The 18,753-nt window shown below is 66.0% G+C and carries 17 protein-coding genes; 13 read left to right on the forward strand and 4 right to left on the reverse strand.

Features of this window, described 5'->3' with window-relative positions; translation table 11 throughout:
- Positions 1 to 63: 63 nt before the first annotated feature.
- The 3 genes from QW863_RS17990 to QW863_RS18000 form a co-directional block, all read right to left on the reverse strand.
- Positions 64 to 780: a polysaccharide biosynthesis/export family protein gene (locus QW863_RS17990; RefSeq protein WP_315715029.1), complete on the reverse strand. Its 717-nt coding sequence runs from the start codon at positions 778 to 780 to the stop codon at positions 64 to 66.
- 177 nt (positions 781 to 957) lie between these two features.
- A complete protein-coding gene (msrA, locus tag QW863_RS17995) occupies positions 958 to 1,614 on the reverse strand; it encodes a peptide-methionine (S)-S-oxide reductase MsrA (protein ID WP_315715028.1) in 657 nt (218 codons plus the stop codon).
- Between the two features lie 184 nt (positions 1,615 to 1,798).
- Positions 1,799 to 2,116 (reverse strand): hypothetical protein, encoded by a 318-nt coding sequence (locus QW863_RS18000; RefSeq protein WP_315715027.1) that lies wholly within the window; start codon positions 2,114 to 2,116, stop codon positions 1,799 to 1,801.
- Positions 2,117 to 2,473: 357 nt separating this feature from the next.
- Here QW863_RS18000 and rpsT point away from each other — a divergent pair, with 357 nt between their 5' ends.
- A complete protein-coding gene (gene rpsT, locus QW863_RS18005) occupies positions 2,474 to 2,740 on the forward strand; it encodes a 30S ribosomal protein S20 (RefSeq protein WP_315715026.1) in 267 nt (88 codons plus the stop codon).
- Between the two features lie 504 nt (positions 2,741 to 3,244).
- On the opposite strand, the gene QW863_RS18010 is transcribed toward rpsT, so the two are convergent.
- A complete protein-coding gene (locus QW863_RS18010) occupies positions 3,245 to 3,565 on the reverse strand; it encodes a hypothetical protein (protein WP_315715025.1) in 321 nt (106 codons plus the stop codon).
- 154 nt (positions 3,566 to 3,719) lie between these two features.
- Here QW863_RS18010 and QW863_RS18015 point away from each other — a divergent pair, with 154 nt between their 5' ends.
- The 12 genes from QW863_RS18015 to QW863_RS18070 all read left to right on the forward strand — a co-directional run bounded on the left by QW863_RS18015 (position 3,720) and on the right by QW863_RS18070 (position 18,751).
- Positions 3,720 to 3,875, forward strand: a complete 156-nt coding sequence (locus QW863_RS18015; protein WP_315715024.1) for a hypothetical protein — start codon at positions 3,720 to 3,722, stop codon at positions 3,873 to 3,875.
- 180 nt (positions 3,876 to 4,055) lie between these two features.
- Positions 4,056 to 5,495 carry a chromosomal replication initiator protein DnaA gene (gene dnaA / locus QW863_RS18020; protein WP_315715023.1) on the forward strand — a complete coding sequence of 480 codons (1,440 nt, stop codon included), beginning with the start codon at positions 4,056 to 4,058 and terminating at the stop codon, positions 5,493 to 5,495.
- A 311-nt stretch (positions 5,496 to 5,806) separates the two neighbouring features.
- Complete coding sequence (dnaN, locus tag QW863_RS18025; RefSeq protein ID WP_315715022.1) at positions 5,807 to 6,925, forward strand: DNA polymerase III subunit beta; 1,119 nt, start codon at positions 5,807 to 5,809, stop codon at positions 6,923 to 6,925.
- Between the two features lie 36 nt (positions 6,926 to 6,961).
- Positions 6,962 to 7,189 (forward strand): GIY-YIG nuclease family protein, encoded by a 228-nt coding sequence (locus tag QW863_RS18030; protein ID WP_315715021.1) that lies wholly within the window; start codon positions 6,962 to 6,964, stop codon positions 7,187 to 7,189.
- A gap of 63 nt (positions 7,190 to 7,252) precedes the next feature.
- Positions 7,253 to 8,389 (forward strand): DNA replication/repair protein RecF, encoded by a 1,137-nt coding sequence (gene recF / locus QW863_RS18035; RefSeq protein ID WP_315715020.1) that lies wholly within the window; start codon positions 7,253 to 7,255, stop codon positions 8,387 to 8,389.
- Positions 8,390 to 8,520: 131 nt separating this feature from the next.
- Positions 8,521 to 10,662 (forward strand): hypothetical protein, encoded by a 2,142-nt coding sequence (locus QW863_RS18040; RefSeq protein WP_315715019.1) that lies wholly within the window; start codon positions 8,521 to 8,523, stop codon positions 10,660 to 10,662.
- Positions 10,663 to 10,944: 282 nt separating this feature from the next.
- A complete protein-coding gene (gyrB, locus tag QW863_RS18045) occupies positions 10,945 to 13,380 on the forward strand; it encodes a DNA topoisomerase (ATP-hydrolyzing) subunit B (RefSeq protein ID WP_315715018.1) in 2,436 nt (811 codons plus the stop codon).
- Between the two features lie 173 nt (positions 13,381 to 13,553).
- Positions 13,554 to 14,849, forward strand: coding sequence for a UDP-N-acetylglucosamine 1-carboxyvinyltransferase (murA, locus tag QW863_RS18050; protein ID WP_315715017.1), 1,296 nt, complete (start codon positions 13,554 to 13,556; stop codon positions 14,847 to 14,849).
- A 179-nt stretch (positions 14,850 to 15,028) separates the two neighbouring features.
- The gene (locus tag QW863_RS18055; protein WP_315715016.1) at positions 15,029 to 15,520 is read left to right on the forward strand and encodes a DUF2867 domain-containing protein; all 492 of its coding nucleotides are present in this window, start codon (positions 15,029 to 15,031) and stop codon (positions 15,518 to 15,520) included.
- Positions 15,521 to 15,734: 214 nt separating this feature from the next.
- The gene (locus QW863_RS18060; RefSeq protein ID WP_315715015.1) at positions 15,735 to 16,130 is read left to right on the forward strand and encodes a DUF5071 domain-containing protein; all 396 of its coding nucleotides are present in this window, start codon (positions 15,735 to 15,737) and stop codon (positions 16,128 to 16,130) included.
- Positions 16,131 to 16,171: 41 nt separating this feature from the next.
- Positions 16,172 to 16,630 carry a hypothetical protein gene (locus QW863_RS18065; RefSeq protein WP_315715014.1) on the forward strand — a complete coding sequence of 153 codons (459 nt, stop codon included), beginning with the start codon at positions 16,172 to 16,174 and terminating at the stop codon, positions 16,628 to 16,630.
- 735 nt (positions 16,631 to 17,365) lie between these two features.
- Positions 17,366 to 18,751, forward strand: coding sequence for an MATE family efflux transporter (locus tag QW863_RS18070; RefSeq protein ID WP_315715013.1), 1,386 nt, complete (start codon positions 17,366 to 17,368; stop codon positions 18,749 to 18,751).
- Positions 18,752 to 18,753: the final 2 nt, after the last annotated feature.

An 18,753-nucleotide genomic window follows, 5' to 3' on the forward strand; every position in this document is an offset into this window, starting at 1 on the left:
ACTCAGCGTCAGGTCGACGCAGGTGCTCGGGTAGGCGTTGAGCCGCAATCACTCGTGCGGAGATCAGAACCAGCGCTCGCCGACCTGGATGGTGTCGCCCGGCTTGAGCGAGGTGCCAAGCGGCACCTCGTAGCGCGCGGCCCCGGAAGCATCGGTGTGGGTCAGGGTGACGACGTCGCGCCGCGCCCGAGGCGAGAAGCCGCCGGCGATCGCGATCGCGCTCTCCACCGTCATGTTGGGCACGTAGGGGTATTGGCCGGGCGCCTGCACCTCGCCGAGGATGAAGAACGGGCGATAGGCTTCGATCTCGACGGCCACCGAGGGCTCGCGGATATAGCCGTTGCGCAGCTTGGCGGTGATCTCGGCAGCGAGGCCGGCGGTGGTGCGGCCGCGCGCCGGCACGCTGCCGATCAGCGGCATCGTGATCGATCCGGACGCATCGATCGCATAGGTGTTGGTCAGGCCCTCCTGGCCGTAGACGACGACGCGCAGCTTATCGCCGGCGTCGAGATGATAGGCGGAGTCGCGGCGCGCCGGCGCATAGCCGGCGGGAACGACATAGGCGCCTGCGCCGGTGGCGGCAGCGAACGAGTTGCGCAGCGCCGGGATCGCCCCGCCCTGCCCGGTGGCGGCAACCGGGCCGGTGGAAGGCGTTCCATAGGCCATCGCGTCGAGATCGCTCTGCGGCTGGACGGCAGCGACGGGGGAGATCGTCTGCATGCAGCCCGACAACAGGATCGCGGACAGGACGGCAATGACCGGAACAAACAACGCGCGCACTCGAACAATCCTTGAATGAGGATGTGCGCTAGTCATGCGCGGTTAAGGTTAACAAACCGTTGGCGCGTGTAGTCCCCGTCGCAAGCGGGCCACGGTGAAAGCCGCCGGAAAAAATCCCCCTCCCACGGCGTGGGAGAGGGATCCGATGTTCACCGTGATCGGGCGCGCTCAGCCTGCCTATGCGCTCACGCCGACTCCGATCGGGCACGCGACGCCCGTTCCGCCCAGGCCGCAATATCCGGCCGGATTCTTGGCCAGGTACTGCTGATGATAATCCTCGGCGAAATAGAACGGCCCTGCCGGGACGATCTCCGTCGTAATCGCTCCGAGCCCCTTGGCGCGCAGCGCCGACTCGTAGGCCGTCTTCGACGCCTCGGCCGCCTCGCGCTGCGCGTCGCTGAACGTGTAGATCGCCGAGCGATATTGCGTGCCGACGTCGTTGCCCTGACGCATGCCCTGGGTCGGGTCGTGGCTCTCCCAGAACGTCTTCAGGAGGCGCTCGTAGGACACGGTCTTGGGATCGAACACCACCAGCACGACCTCCGTGTGCGCCGTCTGCCCCGAGCACACCTCCTCGTAGGTCGGGTTTGGCGTATGGCCTCCGGCATAGCCGACGGCGGTGACGTGGATGCCGTCACCGAGCTGCCAGAACTTGCGCTCCGCGCCCCAGAAGCAGCCGAGCCCGAACACGGCCTGCTCGAGGCCGTCCGGATAGGGCGGCAACAGGCGGCGACCGTTGACGAAATGCGTCGCGGCGGTGGGGATCGGCTGAGCGCGGCCGGGCAGCGCCTCGGCGGCAGACGGCATGACAGGGGCTTTGCGCATGAAGAACATGGGATGTCTCCGCTCATGGCCAGCGCCCGCGGGACGGCCCACGGCGCGATGACCTCTTGTCAGGGGAATATATAGGGCTCTACGGGTCCGGCAGTAGCGCTGTTACGCCGCGCCAGCGGTTCCCGCGCCGCGCTGCCAGCGGAATCCAAGACAGCTGCCGGCGCGACGAGACGAACCGCCGCGCTCAGTCGCGCCCGTAGCCGATCAGCGGCTTGCGCGGCCGGAACAGCAGCATCAGCAGGATTCCGAGCAGACCAAGCACCGCAAACACTGGCTGATCCAAAAATACCTTGACGATCCACTCCCACAGGAACGGGGCCTTGGCCTCGATCCAGGCCTTGAAGGCGGCCTGGCTCGCCTGGTGGACGTCGTTCCAGAGCTGGCCGAAACGGGTGAACTGCAGGGTCTGGTCGGCCACCCAGCGCGCGCCGTCATAGACCAGGAAGATGAAGCTTCCGGCCAGCAGCAACAGCCCTACCAGACGGAAAAAACCGCGGATCATGCCTCACCTGCCCTCTCTCGCTCGCCCTTGCGGGCAGCAAGGCCATAGCGGGGGCCCCGCAGAAATTCAACCTCGTCAGGGGCTTAGAACCGGGTTTTGGTCGATTCCGGCCGCCGCGGGCGCTCCGAGACCGTTGACGCTCGGCAGGGCTGCCCCTATAAGGTCGCCATTGGCGGTGGGCGCAATCCCGCCGCCGCTGTTCTTTGAGCAGCGCCGATCCGCCGAGCATCCGCTCCGGTCATGGCATTCTCAGAGAGGCGTCCGAACAACCCACCGCGTCGATGGGGCCGCGTCAAGCGGGCCGCGCGCGTACCCGCAAGAGCGGCGACTGCTCGCCGCCGAAGGATATTTGAGAGCATGGCCAACACGACCTCCGCGAAGAAAGCGACGCGCAAGATTGCCCGCCGCACCATCATCAACAAGTCGCGCCGCACCCAGATGCGCGGCGCCGTTCGCTCCGTCGAGGACGCGATCAAGAAGGGCGATCGCGACGCCGCGCTGAAGGCGATGGCCAATGCCGAGCCGCAGCTGATGCGCGCCGCGCAGCGCAACATCATTCACAAGAACAACGCGAGCCGCAAAGTGTCGCGCCTCACGCATCAGATCGCCAAGCTCGCGAAGTGACGCGACCGGGCGGCTGACGAACTATCAAGATGCAAACAGCCCGGCTCGCGCCGGGCTTTTCTTTTGTACATTGCGCTGGCGCGCACTCCTCCATCTCGTCGCGCCTTCTATTTGATGGCGACATTGCATCGCGAATACGATCTTCGCGCGTGTTGGAACACACGCGATGTCGTGTGCGCCTGACACACGCTCCGTAGTCCTACGTGAGGTTCCGTAATTCTACGCGGTGACAATATTGTCTCACCTGAAACAATGCGAATCTGCGCGCCTCGCTTGCGCATCGATGTCAAGTGCGCACGATGCGCCGTTCACTTTGCGCACCGCGCATCGCGGGAGTTACCCGCTTCGAGCAATCGCGAAAAACATCGTCTCGAAAATGACTTAAGCGCATAGCGCGACCAAGTGATTGGAAAAGCGGGTGAGGCCGGTCGAAACATAAAAAAATTATGAAGAAATTTTGGGCAGACGATGTTGTTTGTCACATCCGAGATTCCTCGCGATGATTCAAAACGTTGCTTTCTTAACGCGCAACACCGCGTCGCAACCGCTGCGAAGACTCGTAACGCGTGCTCCGATCTTATGGATTGCGAGTCCTGACGCATCGTGTATTTCTTTAATCACTCGCGGCGCCCACGATCTTGAGACCAGCGCGGTTTTAGAAACGGGGCGGACGTGCAAATCGGCGGCGGTGTGCGCGTTGGCGACGCTTTCCAAAGCGATGGCCGGATCTGTACCCATAGCAATATGGGGAACGATCGAACTTTGTCGAAATTTCTCGGGCGCAGCATCATCGTTGCGCCGCTTTGAACAAGAGAAATACGACATCGGTCGACCCGGCTGGAGCTCGTGGCGGCTTCGCTCAGCGAGTGGACAAGTTGGACGGGGATGTACGGCGGTGCGGCTGAATCTTGGGGTTCGGGCGCGGCGGCATTGGGATGACAACTTGCCGTGAGCAATCACGGCAGGGCGGGGAGGTTGCATGTTTTACGGACACATTGCGGGCACACACTACAGGCTGGTTCCGGATAACGCACCCTTGGCGGTCAACACTGAAGTGATCGACATCTCCAGCCCGGCCATTGCCAGCACGGCGATCGGCCCTCCCGCGTCCATCGCGCATCTGAGTATGCGCTGACCTCGCGGAGAAGCTTCTTCCACCAGCATTGATGGCCCGACGGCGTCCACGCCGAACGGCGAGCCATGTCTGGAGTTGAGCCTCCGCTCGAGGTCTCGCTGCGGCACACGTGTCCTTTCACGGGACGTCTGCCCGGCGATCACACGACACCACCACTCAATTCGAAAAGTTGCGACTGCCATGACAAATTCGGAACAGGAACGCTGGTCTCGCGTGAAGGGTCGGCTGCGCTCGACCGTCGGCGAGGACGTCTATACGAGCTGGTTCGCGCGGATGGACCTCGAAGCCGTCCAGGACGAAAGCGTTCATCTGTCGGTGCCGACGCGTTTCCTGAAGAGCTGGATCCAGGCGCATTATGCCGAGCGCGTGCTGTCGTGCTGGCAGGCCGAGATGCCGGAGGTGCACCGTATCGATCTGTCCGTTCGCACCGCGATGCGCTGCGCGGCACCGGTCAAGGAAGCTCCCGTCGCCGTCGAAGCCCGCCGCGCCGAACGCAACGACGCCAGGCCGGCGACCAGCGCCGACGCGCGAACGGCGTCGGCTGCGGCTTCGCTCGCCACGAGCCATGATGCGCTCGGCGGCTCGCCGCTCGATCCGCGGCTGACCTTCGCCAGCTTCGTCGTCGGCCGCGCCAACACGCTGGCCCATGCGGCGGCGCGCCAGGTTGCCGACGGTCGCCGCGGCGATCCCGTGATGTTCAACCCGCTCTACATCCATGCCGGTGTCGGGCTGGGCAAGACGCATCTGCTGCAGGCCGTGACCTGGGCCGGCAACGCCGGCGGCGAACGCAAGGTGCTGTATCTCACCGCCGAGAAATTCATGTACGGCTTCGTCGCAGCGCTGAAATCGCAGACCGCGCTGGCCTTCAAGGAGGCGCTGCGCGGCATCGACGTGCTGGTGATCGACGACCTGCAGTTCCTGCAGGGCAAATCCACCCAGGCGGAGTTCTGCCATACGCTGAATGCGCTGATCGACGCAGGGCGTCAGGTTGTGATCGCAGCCGACCGGCCGCCGTCCGACCTCGAAAGTCTCGATGATCGCGTCCGCTCGCGGCTTGCCGGCGGCCTCGTCGTCGAGATGGCAACTTTGGGCGAGGATCTCCGCCTCGGCATTCTCAAGTCGCGCGTCGCGGCGGCCCGCGCGCATCATGCGAGCTTCGACGTGCCGGAGCCGGTGCTTGACTATCTCGCCCGCTCCATCACCCATAACGGCCGCGATCTCGAGGGCGCGATCAACCGCCTGCTGGCGCATTCCAAGCTCAACAACCAGCCGGTCACGCTCGACATGGCCGAGCGCGAGGTGCGCGACCTGGTGCGGCCGCAGGAACCGAAGCGCATCAAGATCGAGGACATCCAGCGCGTCGTGGCGCGGCAGTACAACGTCAGCCGCTCCGACCTCCTGTCGTCGCGCCGCACCGCCAACGTGGTGCGCCCGCGCCAGGTCGCGATGTACCTCGCCAAGACGCTGACCCTGCGCTCGCTGCCCGAGATCGGCCGCCGCTTCGGCGGGCGTGACCACACCACCGTGCTGCATGCGGTGCGCAAGATCGAGGCGCTGGTCGGCAAGGACGTCGCGCTGAACGACGAAGTCGAGTCGCTGAAGCGCCAGTTGCAGGATTAGAGGGCACGCACGGCCAGGGGAGCGGACAGAAGGTTCGCCCCCAGCCGGGCCGTTGTCCCGGCCGTTCGACGCTGTCCTCGGACGTCATGCTCGGCCCCTGCCTCCGGGTCACGGAAGAGCCTGCCGAAACATGGGAAATCGGCTCCGCATCCCTTGCGCTTGAGCCTCATCCGCGCCACTTTACGCCTCCCCCTCACGCTCCTGGACGCTGGCCAAGCGCCGTTCGGGCGCGAGGTGCCATCGGCCGCGGCGCTGCTATAGCCCGCCGGCATTCCAGGACAAGCTCAGTTGGAACGGGCGGGTATAATACAATGAAGGTGACCGTCGAACGCGCACAGCTCCTGAAGTCGCTGGGCCACGTCCATCGTGTGGTCGAGCGCCGCAACACCATCCCGATCCTGGGCAATGTGCTGGTGCGCGCCGAGAATGCCCGGCTGTCGCTGCGCGCGACCGATCTCGATCTCGAAGTGACGGAAACCCTGGCTGCCGAGACCGCCACCGCGGGCTCGACCACAGTTCCGGCGCACATGTTCTACGACATCGTCCGCAAGCTGCCGGACGGCTCGCAGATCGTGCTGGAGAGCGACGGCGAGCGCGCGGTGCTCGCGATCCGCGCCGGCCGCTCCAAGTTCACCTTGCAGACGCTGCCGGAGAGCGACTTCCCGGATCTCGCCGCAGGCGACATGACGCACGCCTTCGCGGTTCCCGCCAAGGACATCAAGAGCCTGATCGACCGCACGCAGTTCGCGATCTCCACCGAGGAGACGCGCTATTACCTCAACGGCATCTATCTGCACGCCGGCGGCACCGCCAAGCAGCCGACCTTGCGCGCCGTCGCCACCGACGGCCACCGCCTCGCCCAGGTCGACCTGCCGCAGCCGGCCGGCGCCGCCGAGATGCCAGGCGTGATCGTGCCGCGCAAGACCGTCGGCGAGGTGCAGCGGCTGATCGAGGACAATGACAGCGAGATCAGGATCGAGCTGTCGCAGGGCAAGATCCGCTTCACCTTGGGGCAGGTGGTGCTGACTTCGAAGCTGATCGACGGCACCTTCCCGGATTACGGCCGCGTCATTCCGCAGAACAACGACAAGGAGCTGGTCGTCGATAAGGCCGATTTCGCCGCCGCCGTCGACCGCGTCTCCACCATTTCCTCCGAGCGCGGCCGCGCCGTGAAGCTGGCGCTGGCGCCCGGCAAGCTGGTGCTGTCGGTGACCAATCCGGATTCCGGCAGCGCGACCGAAGAGCTCGAGGTTGAATACGCCGCCGACGCGCTCGATATCGGCTTCAACTCGCGCTATCTGCTCGACATCGCTGCCCAGATCGAGGGCGAGGTCGCCGTGCTCCGGCTCGCCGATCCAGGCTCGCCGACGCTGATCCAGGACCGTGACAACAGGAATGCGCTGTACGTGCTGATGCCGATGCGCGTGTGACAAGTGATCCGCTGCGAGCTCTTAAGTTAACTCGTCATGGCCGGGCGTGACCCGGCCATCCATCTCGATCGCGAAGGACTCGCCGAGAGCTTCACCCGACGCTACGGCATCAAGCGCCTGGTGTATTTCGAAGCGCATGAGACGATCGCCGCGGCATTGCAGCGTGAGAAGAACATCAAGCACTGGTCACGCGAATGGAAGGTCGACTTGATCGTCGCAAACAATCCGGACTGGCGCGATCTCTATGATGAAATCGTCCGCTGACGCGGACGATGGATTGCCGGGTCAAGCCCGGCAATGACAGAACTGGGCTTGCAACTCCACCCCATGACCCCCTCCCGCATCCACCGTCTCGCGCTGACGCATTTTCGCAGCTATCGCGCTGCCAGCGTCAGCGTGCAGGCGGACATGGTCGCGCTGGTCGGGGCCAACGGCGCCGGCAAGACCAATTGCCTGGAGGCGATCTCGTTCTTCGCGCCGGGCCGCGGCCTGCGCCGTGCCACCCTGGAGGACGTCGCCGACAACCAGGGCGACGGGTCGTGGGCGGTCTCGGCGGAGGTCGAGGGCGCGCTGGGGCTGACGACCTTCGGCACCGGCATCGAGCCGCCGCGCAGCGATGCGAGCACAACACGCCGCTGCCGCATCGACCGCGAACCGGTCGGCTCGGCCGCCGCCTTCGGCGATCATATCCGCATGGTGTGGCTGACGCCTTCGATGGATGGCCTGTTCATGGGCGCGGCCTCGGAGCGGCGGCGCTTCTTCGACCGCCTGGTGCTCGCGATCGACAGCGAACATTCGAGCCGGGTGTCGGCGCTGGAGCGCTCGCTGCGCTCGCGCAACCGGCTGCTCGAGGTCCGCAATTTCGACGATCATTGGTGTGACGCGATCGAGCGCGAGACCGCGGAGCTCGCGGTCGCCGTCGCCGCGAGCCGCGGCCAGACCGCGGTGAAGCTCGCCGCGATGCTGCGGCAGCGCGGACAAGCCTCGGCGTTCCCGTCCGCCGAGATTGCGCTCGACGGCTGGATGGAGAATGCGCTGCTGAGCGAGCCGGCCCTCGCCGTCGAGGACCGCTATCGCGCTGTCCTGCGCGACAATCGCGCGCGCGATGCCGCCGCCGGCCGCACGCTCGACGGTCCGCATCTCACCGATCTCCATGTCGTCTATGCGCCGAAGAACATGCCGGCGCGCGACGCGTCGACCGGCGAGCAGAAGGCGCTGCTGATCGGCCTCATCCTCGCGCATGCGACGCTGGTCGCCGAAACCACCGGCATCGTGCCGATGCTGCTGCTCGACGAGATCGTCGCCCATCTCGATCCCGGCCGCCGCACCGCCTTGTTCGCCGAGCTCGGCACGCTCGGTGCCCAGGTATGGCTGACCGGCGCCGATCCCGCGGCGTTTGCCGAACTACGCGAGCTCGGCGAGATCTTCGACGTCGAGGCGGGGCGGATCAGCGCGCGGCGGTAACTCATTCCGCCGTTGAACCTATCAGTTCGCGGGTTCGACTAGTTGTCGTTGGATGGCACGCCGGCGCCAACCGCTCTCCTCCAGCGCCCGAGGGCCCAAGCGCCCCGAACTCGAAATCCCGGAGATCGATGATGTCAGAGCTTTGGCAGCAGGCCATCGCCGCGCCGCGGCTGCGTCGGTTCGCGTGTGGGCTGTTGCTGCTCGCGAGCTGTGCCGGACCTGCGCGCGCCGACGACGCCATCGTCGACGTCCACGCGCTGCCACGGCTAGAGGGTGCGGTGGAAGACACGTCGCATCCCGACCGCTACCGCGCCATCTATCGTCTGCCGGCGCCTGTCGCTGCGGCCAATACCGCCACGCAGCAGTTGCTCGGCGCCGACGGCTGGGTGCGGTATGTCAGGCCGCTCGAAGAGCGCAATCCGACGCTCAGCTACAAGAAGGGCAAGCAGGGGCTCCTGGTCTTCTTCACGGGCAGCGCCGGCCGCGCCGGGCAGTCGGAGGTGACCTACTCGCCGCAGCGGATCTACGCCAATTTGCCGTTCCCCGATGGCGCTGCTGACATCGTGTTCGACGAGACGCGGCCTTATCTGTCATGCATCGCGCCGATGACGCTGGATGCGGCGCGGACCTTGTTCCGCAAGGAGATGTCCGCCCTCGGCTGGGAGCCGCTGACCGCCGGGGCCGCCGCGCGCTGGCCCAATGCCGATCTGAGCGAGACCGCGCCGGGCGGCGTGCGCGCCTTCTACGGCCATGACGACGGCGACGGTTATCGCCGGCAGAATCCGGTGATGCTGACGCTGACCCGGCGCGACGACGGCCGGACCCATGTCGAGATCCGGATCGCGCCATTCGCGCTGCCCTCCACCCTCGAAGCCGGCGACGACCACGCCGGCCTGCCGATGCCGAAGCCGACCAAGTGGTCGCAAAGCCTCGGCAGCGCGAGTTTGCCGACCCGGCAGGCCAAGGCCGCCGTGATCGCCGAGCTGCCGGCCGTGCTCGCCTTCTACACGCGGGAGATCCCCGCGCGCGGCTGGCGGATCGAGACGGCCGGTCCGGGAACGCCGGACGAGGTCACGCTCAAGGTCGTCGCGCCCGAGGACAACGGGACCTTGAAGCTGTCCCGCAAGTACGATCTCACCATGGTCGAGCTGTCGATGCGCACCACCGAAGCCGCCTTGGCCGCCCGCGCCAAGGCGAAGAAGGACGCCGACGACAGGTTCATGGCGGATGCCGCCGCGATGGCCAAGCAGGTGATCGCCGCCGACGCGGCGCGCCGCGCCGTGCAGGCCGGCGCCATGTCGGATGCGCCCGTGAAGCCGCTGGCCGACAATCCGGCGCCGATCGCGCTGCCCGAGACCGCCGAGGCCGTGAGCTTCGATGGCGACCGGGGACAGCTCGCGTTCAAGTCGGCTTCGTCAGTGAAGACACTCGCCGGCTTCTTCCGTTCCACGTTGAAGACGGCCGGCTGGAAGGAGTCGCCGACCGTGATCGACAATCCGACCATGGCGCGCCTGGAGTTCTCGGCGAAGGGCAAGTCGGTGGCGTTCACGATCATGCAGATGGGCCCCAAGGTGAACGTCACGGCCGACGGCACCGGCCTGCTCGCCGCCGCCCGGCCTTCGGCCGCGGCCCGACCGACCAAGGACGCGACGCCGCTCGAGGCTGATCCCGACTCGGCGCTGCCGGTGCCGAAGCAGCACAGCGCGACCGCGCTGTCGCGGTCCAGGGCGCCGGGAACGGACACGCCGCTGCGGCTGGAGCTGGAGGCCAGCGTCCCGGCCGAGCTCGGTGCCGTCACGGCCTTCTACCGCGCCGAGCTGACCAGGCTCGGCTGGCGGGAGAAGCCCGAGGACGCGCAGGCCAGCCCCGATCGGGTCCGGCTCACCTTTACCTCGTCGCAGGGACCCGCCGTGCTCACGCTCGGGCGCGCCAAGGGCGAGACCTCGGTCAACCTGGTGCAAAGGAACGCAGAAGCGGCGGCCAAGGCCGGCATCCTGCCGAAGCCTGGCCGGGCCAAGCTGATGCTCGGCAATATCGGCGACACCGACGCCGTGCTGACCATCAACGGGCAGACGATCGGGATCGCGGCCGGCACCGGCAGCCCGCAATCGCCCAACGGCCCGCTGCTCGACCTGCCGCCAGGCAAGCACCGCTACGAGCTGAAGATCGCCCGCCGGCCCGCCGTGATCGACACGCTGGAGCTCGCCGCCGGCGATGCCTGGGGCCTCATGGTTGGCCCGGGTGGCACCGCCCTGCCGCTCCCGCTCTACTGAGGCGGCACCTGCCGCGTCACGCGTGACTCGTGCCCTGAATCGCACGCGAAAGCGCCCCGCCGCACGCCTCAAAACCAGCCGCGGGAATGGCCTGAATCCGGCTTTCGGAGGGGACGAAAACGACCCTCGCCAGGCCTTGAAAAACCGTTAAAAAGCGCTATCTCTTCAATGTCTTACGACGGGCCACTTTGCGCTAGGCGCGTGGCTCCTTTCGTGAGAGAAAGAGCGCTCTCGGCATGCGATCTGCAATGCCGATTCGACCACCCCTTCCGAAGGCCCCACATGACCGAACCCGCCCGGCAAACCATCGCCGACAACGAGCCTGCAACCGCGAACGAATACGGCGCAGAATCGATCCGGGTGTTGAAGGGCCTGGATGCCGTGCGCAAGCGCCCGGGCATGTATATCGGCGATACCGATGACGGCTCCGGCCTGCATCACATGGTCTACGAAGTCGTCGACAACGCGATCGACGAGGCGCTGGCTGGTCACGCCACTGCGGTCGAGGTGGTGCTCAATCCGGACAATTCGGTCACCGTGCGCGACGACGGCCGCGGCATTCCCGTGGACATTCACAAGGGCGAAGGTGTGTCCGCCGCCGAGGTCATCATGACCCAGCTGCACGCCGGCGGAAAGTTCGACCAGAACTCCTACAAGGTGTCCGGCGGACTGCACGGCGTCGGCGTCTCCGTCGTCAACGCGCTGTCGAGCAAGCTGCAGCTTCGGGTCTGGCGCGACGACAAGGAGCATCTCATCGAGTTCGCCCATGGCGACGCGATTGCGCCGCTGAAAGTGGTCGGCGAGGCCAAGGGCAAGCGCGGCACCGAGGTGACGTTCCTGGCCTCGACGGAGACCTTCAAGAACGTCGAATACGACTACGCGACGCTCGAGCATCGCCTGCGCGAGCTCGCCTTCCTCAATTCCGGCGTCAACATCGTGCTCTCCGACATGCGCCACGCGGTCGAGAAGCGCGAGGAGATGCATTACGACGGCGGCGTCGAGGAGTTCGTCAAATATCTCGACCGCAACAAGAAGGCGATCGTTCCGGCGCCGATCATGGTGCGCTCGGAGGTCAACGGCATCACGGTGGAAGCTGCGCTGTGGTGGAACGACAGCTATCATGAGAACGTGCTGTGCTTCACCAACAACATCCCGCAGCGTGACGGCGGCACCCATCTCGCCGGCTTCCGCGGCGCGCTGACGCGTCAGGTCAACGGTTACGCCGAGGCCAATGCGAAGAAGGAGAAGATCGCGCTGACCGGCGACGACTGTCGCGAGGGTCTCACCGCCGTTCTTTCCGTGAAGGTGCCGGATCCGAAATTCTCGTCGCAGACCAAGGACAAGCTGGTGTCCTCGGAAGTGCGTCCCGTGGTCGAGAACGTTCTGAACGAGGCGCTCGCCGCCTGGTTCGAGGAGCATCCGGGCGAGGCCAAGACCATCGTCGGCAAGGTGATCCAGGCCGCGGCGGCACGCGAGGCCGCGCGCAAGGCGCGCGAGCTGACCCGCAAGAGCCCGCTCAGCGTCTCCTCGCTGCCCGGCAAGCTCGCCGACTGCCAGGAGAAGGATCCGGCCAAGTCCGAGCTCTTCATCGTCGAGGGTGACTCGGCCGGCGGCAGCGCCAAGCAGGGCCGCAACCGCGAGTTCCAGGCGGTGCTGCCGCTGCGCGGCAAGATCCTCAACGTCGAGCGCGTGCGCCCCGACAAGATGCTGTCGAGCGAGCAGATCGGCACCCTGATCACCGCGCTCGGCACCGGCATCAGCGACGAGTTCTCGATCGACAAGCTGCGCTATCACAAGATCATCGTGATGACGGACGCCGACGTCGACGGCGCCCACATCCGCACGCTGCTGCTGACCTTCTTCTACCGGCAGATGCGCGAGATCATCGATCGCGGCCACCTCTACATCGCCCAGCCGCCGCTCTACAAAGTCACGCGCGGCAAGTCCGAGCAGTATTTGAAGGACGAGCGCGCGCTCGAGGACTATTTGATCGGCACCGGCCTCGACGATTGCGTGTTCAAGACGGCGGAAGGCGAGGAGCGCAAGGGGCGTGACCTCCTGGCGCTGGTCGAGGAAGCGCGTCTCGTCCGCAACATCCTGCGCAACCTGCACACGCGCTACGACCGCAAGGTCGTCGAGCAGGCCGCGATCGCCGGCGTGCTGCGCCCGGACATCACCCGCGACATCCCGACGGCGGACGCCGCGGCCGCCTACATCGCAAAACGGCTCGACGTGCTGGCCGACGAGGTCGAGCGCGGCTGGATCGGCCACTTCGTCGAGGGCCAGGGCTTCACCTTCGAGCGCACCGTGCGGGGCGTCAAGGACGTCGCCGTCATCGACGACGCATTGCTCGCGTCCGTCGATGCCCGCAAGCTGGACGAATATGCGGGCCGCCTGCAGGAGGCCTATGCGAAGCCCGGCGCCTTGCGCCGTGGCGACGTCCAGACCGTGATCCATGGCCCGGTCGATTTGTTCGAGGCGGTCACCGATGCCGGCCGCAAGGGCATCAACATGCAGCGTTACAAAGGCCTCGGCGAGATGAACCCGCAACAGCTCTGGGAGACCACGCTCGACACCGAGGCCCGTACGCTGCTCCAGGTGAAGGTCAAGGAGGTCGACGAGGCCGACGACATCTTCACCAAGCTGATGGGTGACGTGGTCGAGCCGCGCCGCGAGTTCATCCAGGACAACTCGCTGTCGGCCAACGTGGACGTGTAGTCGCGACGTCCAGCCCGAGTCTACCTCGCACTGGCGCGATAGACGACCAGGCGCACCCTGAGTCTGCGGAGCAGTGGCCTGCCCGTGCCTTCCGTGTTAATTCCGTTGAAGATCGATGTTCCGCTTTCGCCGGTCCCCGGGCGAATCACCATCTCAGAACGGACTTTTCGCGCATGGCGCCCATTCAATACATCGTCGAGGGCGGTCACCGGCTCAAGGGCGCGATCGAGCCGTCCGGCAACAAGAACGCCGCGCTGCCGATCATCGCCGCCGCGCTGCTGACCGAGCATCCGGTCACGCTCGACAACGTGCCGCGCATCCGCGACACCGAGACGCTGGTCGAGCTGGTGCGCTCGGTCGGCGCCTCCGCCGAATGGCGCGGCCGGAACAGGCTCACGATCCATGCCAAGGAGATCCGCGCCGCGGACCTCGATCCGGACCTCTGCGCGCGCATCCGCGCGTCGATCCTGCTGGCAGGGCCCCTGCTCGCCCGCTGCGGCGAAGTGGCGCTGCCGCCGCCAGGCGGCGACGTCATCGGCCGCCGCCGCCTCGACACCCATTTCCTCGCCTTCGAGCAGCTCGGCGCCACCGTCACCGCAACCGACAAGATCGAGCTGCGCGCCTCCGGCCTCAAGGGCGCCGACGTCTTCCTGGACGAGCCCAGTGTCACCGCGACCGAGAACGCGCTGGTGGCCGCGGTGGCCGCCCACGGCACGACTTACTTGCGCAACGCCGCCTCGGAGCCGCATGTCCAGGACCTCGCGCATTTCCTGGTGGCGCTCGGGGCCAACATCGAGGGCATCGGCACCAACACGATGGTGATCCATGGCGCCAGCACGCTGGGCCAGGCGAGCTACTCGATCCAGCCCGATCACATCGAGGTCGGCTCGCTGATCGGCCTTGCCGCCGTGACTCGCTCTCCCTTACGCATCGTGCGCGCCGGCACCGAGCATCTCCGCTCGATCCGCATGGGCTTCGAGCGGCTCGGCATCGTCTGCGAGGTTGCCGGCGACGATCTCATCGTGCCCTCGGAGCAGACGCTGCGGATCAAGGACGATTTCGGCGGCCACGTGCCGAAGCTGGAGGACCAGCCCTGGCCGGCCTTTCCCGCCGACCTGATGTCGATCGCGCTCGTCACCGCCACGCAATGCGAGGGCGTGATCCTGATGTTCGAGAAGATGTTCGAGTCGCGGATGTTCTTCGTCGACAAGCTGATCTCGATGGGCGCGCGCATCGTGCTGTGCGACCCGCACCGCGCCATCGTCGCCGGCCCGAGCCGCCTGCGCGGCGCCCGCGTCGTGTCGCCCGACATCCGCGCCGGCATGGCCATGCTGCTCGCCGCGCTGTGCGCCGAGGGGACCTCGTATATCGACAACGCCGACCAGATCGAGCGCGGCTACGAACGCATCGACGAGCGGCTGAATGCGCTGGGCGCCAAGATCACGCGCGTGCCGGAACGCGGACGGTAGCGCCATTCACGCAGCATTTCTCCGACGTCGTTGCGAGCGAAGCGCGAAGCGAAGCAATGACGAATGACCGGCCGTAACGCTATTCCATTCGCGCGCTGGCTTCGCGAACATGAGCGTGCGATGATGCTCCGCATCGCGCACAGCGCGGGCACAACCGTGACATGTGAGGCTCATTGCACATGGCCGTCAGCCAGATCCCTCCCAACGTCGACCGTACCAGATGGCTCGCCGGCGCGGAGTTCGCTGATGCCTTTCGCATCGCGATTGACGAGCCGGCCATCAATGCCCGCACGGCGGCCGAGCGCATGCTCGGTCACGCGCCCTGGTGGATGACGGCGCTCCTGAAGCTCCGCAACCTGCTGGTCAGGCCGTTCGGTCTGAAGACCTCGGGCGCGGATCCAGGCAACCCACGTCCTCTGATCGGGATGTTTCCCGTCGTGGACGAAACGCCGCAACGAATCGTGCTCGGCTTCGACGACAAGCATCTGGATTTTCGTGTCGTGGTCGACGTCAGGTCCGACGTCAGCCCAATTGGCAAGGCCTCGCAGGTGACCGCGACCACGTTGGTGCACACGCACAACACGCTCGGCCGCTCCTATCTCGCCGCCATCATGCCGTTTCACCGGCTGGTGGTGAAGACAATGCTCCGGCAGGTCGCAGCGCCCGCCTGACCCCGCGGCCTCCTGGCGCAAATCGATCCCGAGAGCCAAGACCTGCTCGGCCGCCAGCAGCACATGTAGCACGGGTGCGATCTGGTTCAGCGAGGCCTGCACATACTCCAACTCGCCGCCCGTGACTCTCGCGAAACGCGTGCCAGCATAGCGCGATCATCTTCGCCAGAACGGCCCGCAGAAGTTCATCAATCTGTCTTTACCGAGACCCATCATGGACGATATCCATCAGCTCATCCCAAAGGGAAAGGCCGACCTCGATCGTGCGCGGGCAGCCGTGCAGGCCGGCTACCCGGCCGTCGCGCCAATCCTTCCCGAGCTGACGGCGTGGCTAAAGGACTACAATTGGCCGGTGGCGCACATTCTCGCCCCCTTCCTCGCTTCGATCGGCGCGCCGATGGCACCGCACATCTGGCATGTCTTGAATTCCGACGATGCCGTTTGGAAGTATTGGATACTCCAGCTGCTCATCCCGTTCCTTCCCGAGGACGTTGCTCTCCAGTTTCTCCCTGAGCTCAGGCGGCTTTGCAGCACGCCGAGCGAGGACGAAAGACAGGAAGGACTGGATCAGCAGGCGCGCGATGCTCTTGCGCAATTCGGCTTGCTTTGAAAAATGAAGGCACGGCGCATTGTGCGTCAGGGGGCGATCAGATGGGCCTGATACGCAGGCTGTTCAGCGAACTGATCATGAGGCGGGTTGAAATTGACGACGCGTTCTTTGGACATCTCGTCTCGATGGGATCCTACTGGGAAGCAAAGCGGCAGTTCTCACCAACGCAGACCGAGATCGAGCTCTTCATTGATGCGCCTGGCGACCGGCTGGCGCCCGACCAACGACAGCGCGAGTTCTTCGCCTGGGTTGAACGCGACTACACCGACATCATCCGCAACATCGATCATGGCGCGCGCGCGACTTACGAGCATTGGTTCGGCAAACCGCTCGAAGCTTCGTTCGACACGGAATTCGTACTCAACAGCTTTTCGGTTCCGCTGCTGAACGCGGGACCTGCTGATTGGGATATGTCGTTCGCTTCGCGAACCGACCAGGAGCACATCTTGATCGTGGAGCTCCGCGGCTCCAAAGCGCTCCGCGCCCACATGGACGGCTGACGTGTGCGCTACACTCGGCTCGTCAGCAGAGAGCAGGCCGCGTGCAAACATTGATTTCGATAGCCACCTCAGACACATGGTCCGATCGAGATCATCTGGCCTAAACTTTCCGCTTGCTTTACTTCCGAAAATCGGAAATACTGCACCCGTCCCGTCCTCATGAGAGGGGCGCTTCGCGATCGTCACGGACCGTTGAGGGTGGGATGCGATGGATGCGGCGGCTCACAACGCGCACTCAGGTTCTCTTGAGGCTGGCGCGTGGACGAAGGGGCTGTCGCATACGGCGAAATCGTATGGTCCTGGCCTCCCGATGCTGAGGTCAAGCCGGCGAGCGATCTGCAGGTGACGGGGGCAAACAAGCCCGGTCCCCGGGGAGAGTACGTATAAGCCGTTCCAACCATGGCGCAGGGAAGGCCGGATGTGCGGCCCACCTGTGGTGACTGCCGCCTGCTACTTCTTTTGCAGGCGGGCCATGGGTGTGGTCAAGCACCCGGCCTTCCCTGCCCCTCTTCCTGTTCGAGGGGAGCAAATCGAGCATCACCCGGGCACGCCGTGTCGCGGGAACGCGTGTGGCCGTCCGATCCGATCTGGTTCGGCACGAGAGCAGTCCGCGATGGCCGACGTCGCGAACCCAAGCTCCAACGATGATGTTGCCGCGACGCTCGCATCTCGCACGGCCCATGACGACGACGGCGTGATGTGCACGACACTGCGGGGACTGCTATAGCCTCGATCATGACCTCCACAGCCGGAACCGACCACGCGCCGCCGCCGGCGGCGCCGACACCTTCTCTCGCGCTCGACCTCTGGGAGACGGTCCGCCTCGCCGCGCCGATGGCGCTGACGCAGCTGTCGCAGATCGCGATGATGTCGACCGATCTCGCCTTCATCGGCCGTCTCGGCGGCGATGCCGTTGCAGCGGCCGCGTTAGCGGGCACCGTCTACTTCGTCGGCTCGACCTTCGGCATGGGTCTGATGTCCGCGGTGGCGCCGCTCGCCGCGCAGGCGTTCGGCGCGGCCGATGCCGGGCTGGTCCGGCGCGCGCTGCGTGTCGGGCTGTGGGCCGGGCTGTTCATCGCGTTGCCGATCATGCTGATCGCGCTGAACGGCGAGATCATCCTGCTCGCACTCGGACAGGCGCCGGACGTGGCGCATCTCGCGCAGGACTATCTCGCCGGTCTCGCCTGGGGGATCGCGCCGATGCTGTGGTTCCTGGCGCTGCGCAGCTTCATGGGCGCCGTCAACCGCCCCGAGCCGGTGCTTTGGATCACCCTGGCCGCGATCCCGCTCAACGCGCTGCTGGTCTATCCGCTGCTCTACGGCCACTGGGGTTTTCCGCAGCTCGGCCTGACCGGCGTCGGCCTCGCCACCTCGACCGTCAACCTCGGAACGTTTCTCGCCGGCCTGTGGTTCGCCGCGTTGCGCCCGCCGTTCCGCGACTATCATGTCCTGGCCCGGCTCGGGCGCATCGACTGGCGGCTGATGCGGCAGCTCCTGATCATCGGCGCGCCGATCTCGCTGTCGTTCCTGCTCGAATATGGCCTGTTCTCGGCGGCGGCGATCCTGATGGGACTGATCAGCACGGCCGCTCTCGCCGCGCATCAGATCGCGCTGCAGATCACGGCGATCCTGTTCATGGTGCCGTTCGGCATCAGCATGGCTGCGACCGTGCGCGTCGGCCACGCCGCCGGACGTAACGATGCGGCCGGAGTCCGTCGCGCCGGACTGATGGCAATGTCGCTCGGCCTAAGTCTCGCAATGCTGTTCACGCTCGGCATCGTCATTGCCCGCCATGACATCGTGCAGCTGTTCCTCGGCGCCGGCCTCGCCGATGCCGCGGCGACTGTGGCACTTGCTGCCACGCTGCTCCTGGTCGGCACGACCTTCTTCATCACCGATGCGCTGCAAACCATCGCGGTCGGCGCGCTGCGCGGCATCAAGGACACGCGCGTGCCGCTGCTGCTCGCCGTGCTCGGCTATTGGCTGATCGGCTTTCCCGCATCCTACGTGCTTGGCCTGCACACCAAGCTCGGCGCGATCGGAATCTGGATCGGGCTGTCGATCGGCACCGCCATCTATGCGGCCCTGCTGGTGCTGCGCTTCCTGCGGTTGTCGCGATGAGG

It is taken from the genome of Bradyrhizobium sp. SZCCHNR1017 (assembly GCF_032381375.1).
GTDB lineage: Bacteria > Pseudomonadota > Alphaproteobacteria > Rhizobiales > Xanthobacteraceae > Bradyrhizobium.

Excerpts from the sequence above, each read along its gene's own strand:
- QW863_RS18015 (WP_315715024.1), top strand. The coding sequence starts at position 3,720 with ATGTTTTACGGACACATTGCGGGCACACACTACAGGCTGGTTCCGGAT.
- gyrB (WP_315715018.1), top strand. The coding sequence starts at position 10,945 with ATGACCGAACCCGCCCGGCAAACCATCGCCGACAACGAGCCTGCAACC.
- QW863_RS18040 (WP_315715019.1), top strand. The coding sequence starts at position 8,521 with ATGTCAGAGCTTTGGCAGCAGGCCATCGCCGCGCCGCGGCTGCGTCGG.
- QW863_RS18060 (WP_315715015.1), top strand. The coding sequence starts at position 15,735 with ATGGACGATATCCATCAGCTCATCCCAAAGGGAAAGGCCGACCTCGAT.
- QW863_RS18065 (WP_315715014.1), top strand. The coding sequence starts at position 16,172 with ATGGGCCTGATACGCAGGCTGTTCAGCGAACTGATCATGAGGCGGGTT.
- recF (WP_315715020.1), top strand. The coding sequence starts at position 7,253 with ATGACCCCCTCCCGCATCCACCGTCTCGCGCTGACGCATTTTCGCAGC.
- msrA (WP_315715028.1), bottom strand. The coding sequence starts at position 1,614 with ATGTTCTTCATGCGCAAAGCCCCTGTCATGCCGTCTGCCGCCGAGGCG.
- rpsT (WP_315715026.1), top strand. The coding sequence starts at position 2,474 with ATGGCCAACACGACCTCCGCGAAGAAAGCGACGCGCAAGATTGCCCGC.
- QW863_RS18055 (WP_315715016.1), top strand. The coding sequence starts at position 15,029 with ATGGCCGTCAGCCAGATCCCTCCCAACGTCGACCGTACCAGATGGCTC.
- QW863_RS18000 (WP_315715027.1), bottom strand. The coding sequence starts at position 2,116 with ATGATCCGCGGTTTTTTCCGTCTGGTAGGGCTGTTGCTGCTGGCCGGA.
- QW863_RS18030 (WP_315715021.1), top strand. The coding sequence starts at position 6,962 with ATGGCCGGGCGTGACCCGGCCATCCATCTCGATCGCGAAGGACTCGCC.
- murA (WP_315715017.1), top strand. The coding sequence starts at position 13,554 with ATGGCGCCCATTCAATACATCGTCGAGGGCGGTCACCGGCTCAAGGGC.
- QW863_RS18070 (WP_315715013.1), top strand. The coding sequence starts at position 17,366 with ATGACCTCCACAGCCGGAACCGACCACGCGCCGCCGCCGGCGGCGCCG.
- dnaA (WP_315715023.1), top strand. The coding sequence starts at position 4,056 with ATGACAAATTCGGAACAGGAACGCTGGTCTCGCGTGAAGGGTCGGCTG.
- QW863_RS18010 (WP_315715025.1), bottom strand. The coding sequence starts at position 3,565 with ATGTCGTATTTCTCTTGTTCAAAGCGGCGCAACGATGATGCTGCGCCC.
- dnaN (WP_315715022.1), top strand. The coding sequence starts at position 5,807 with ATGAAGGTGACCGTCGAACGCGCACAGCTCCTGAAGTCGCTGGGCCAC.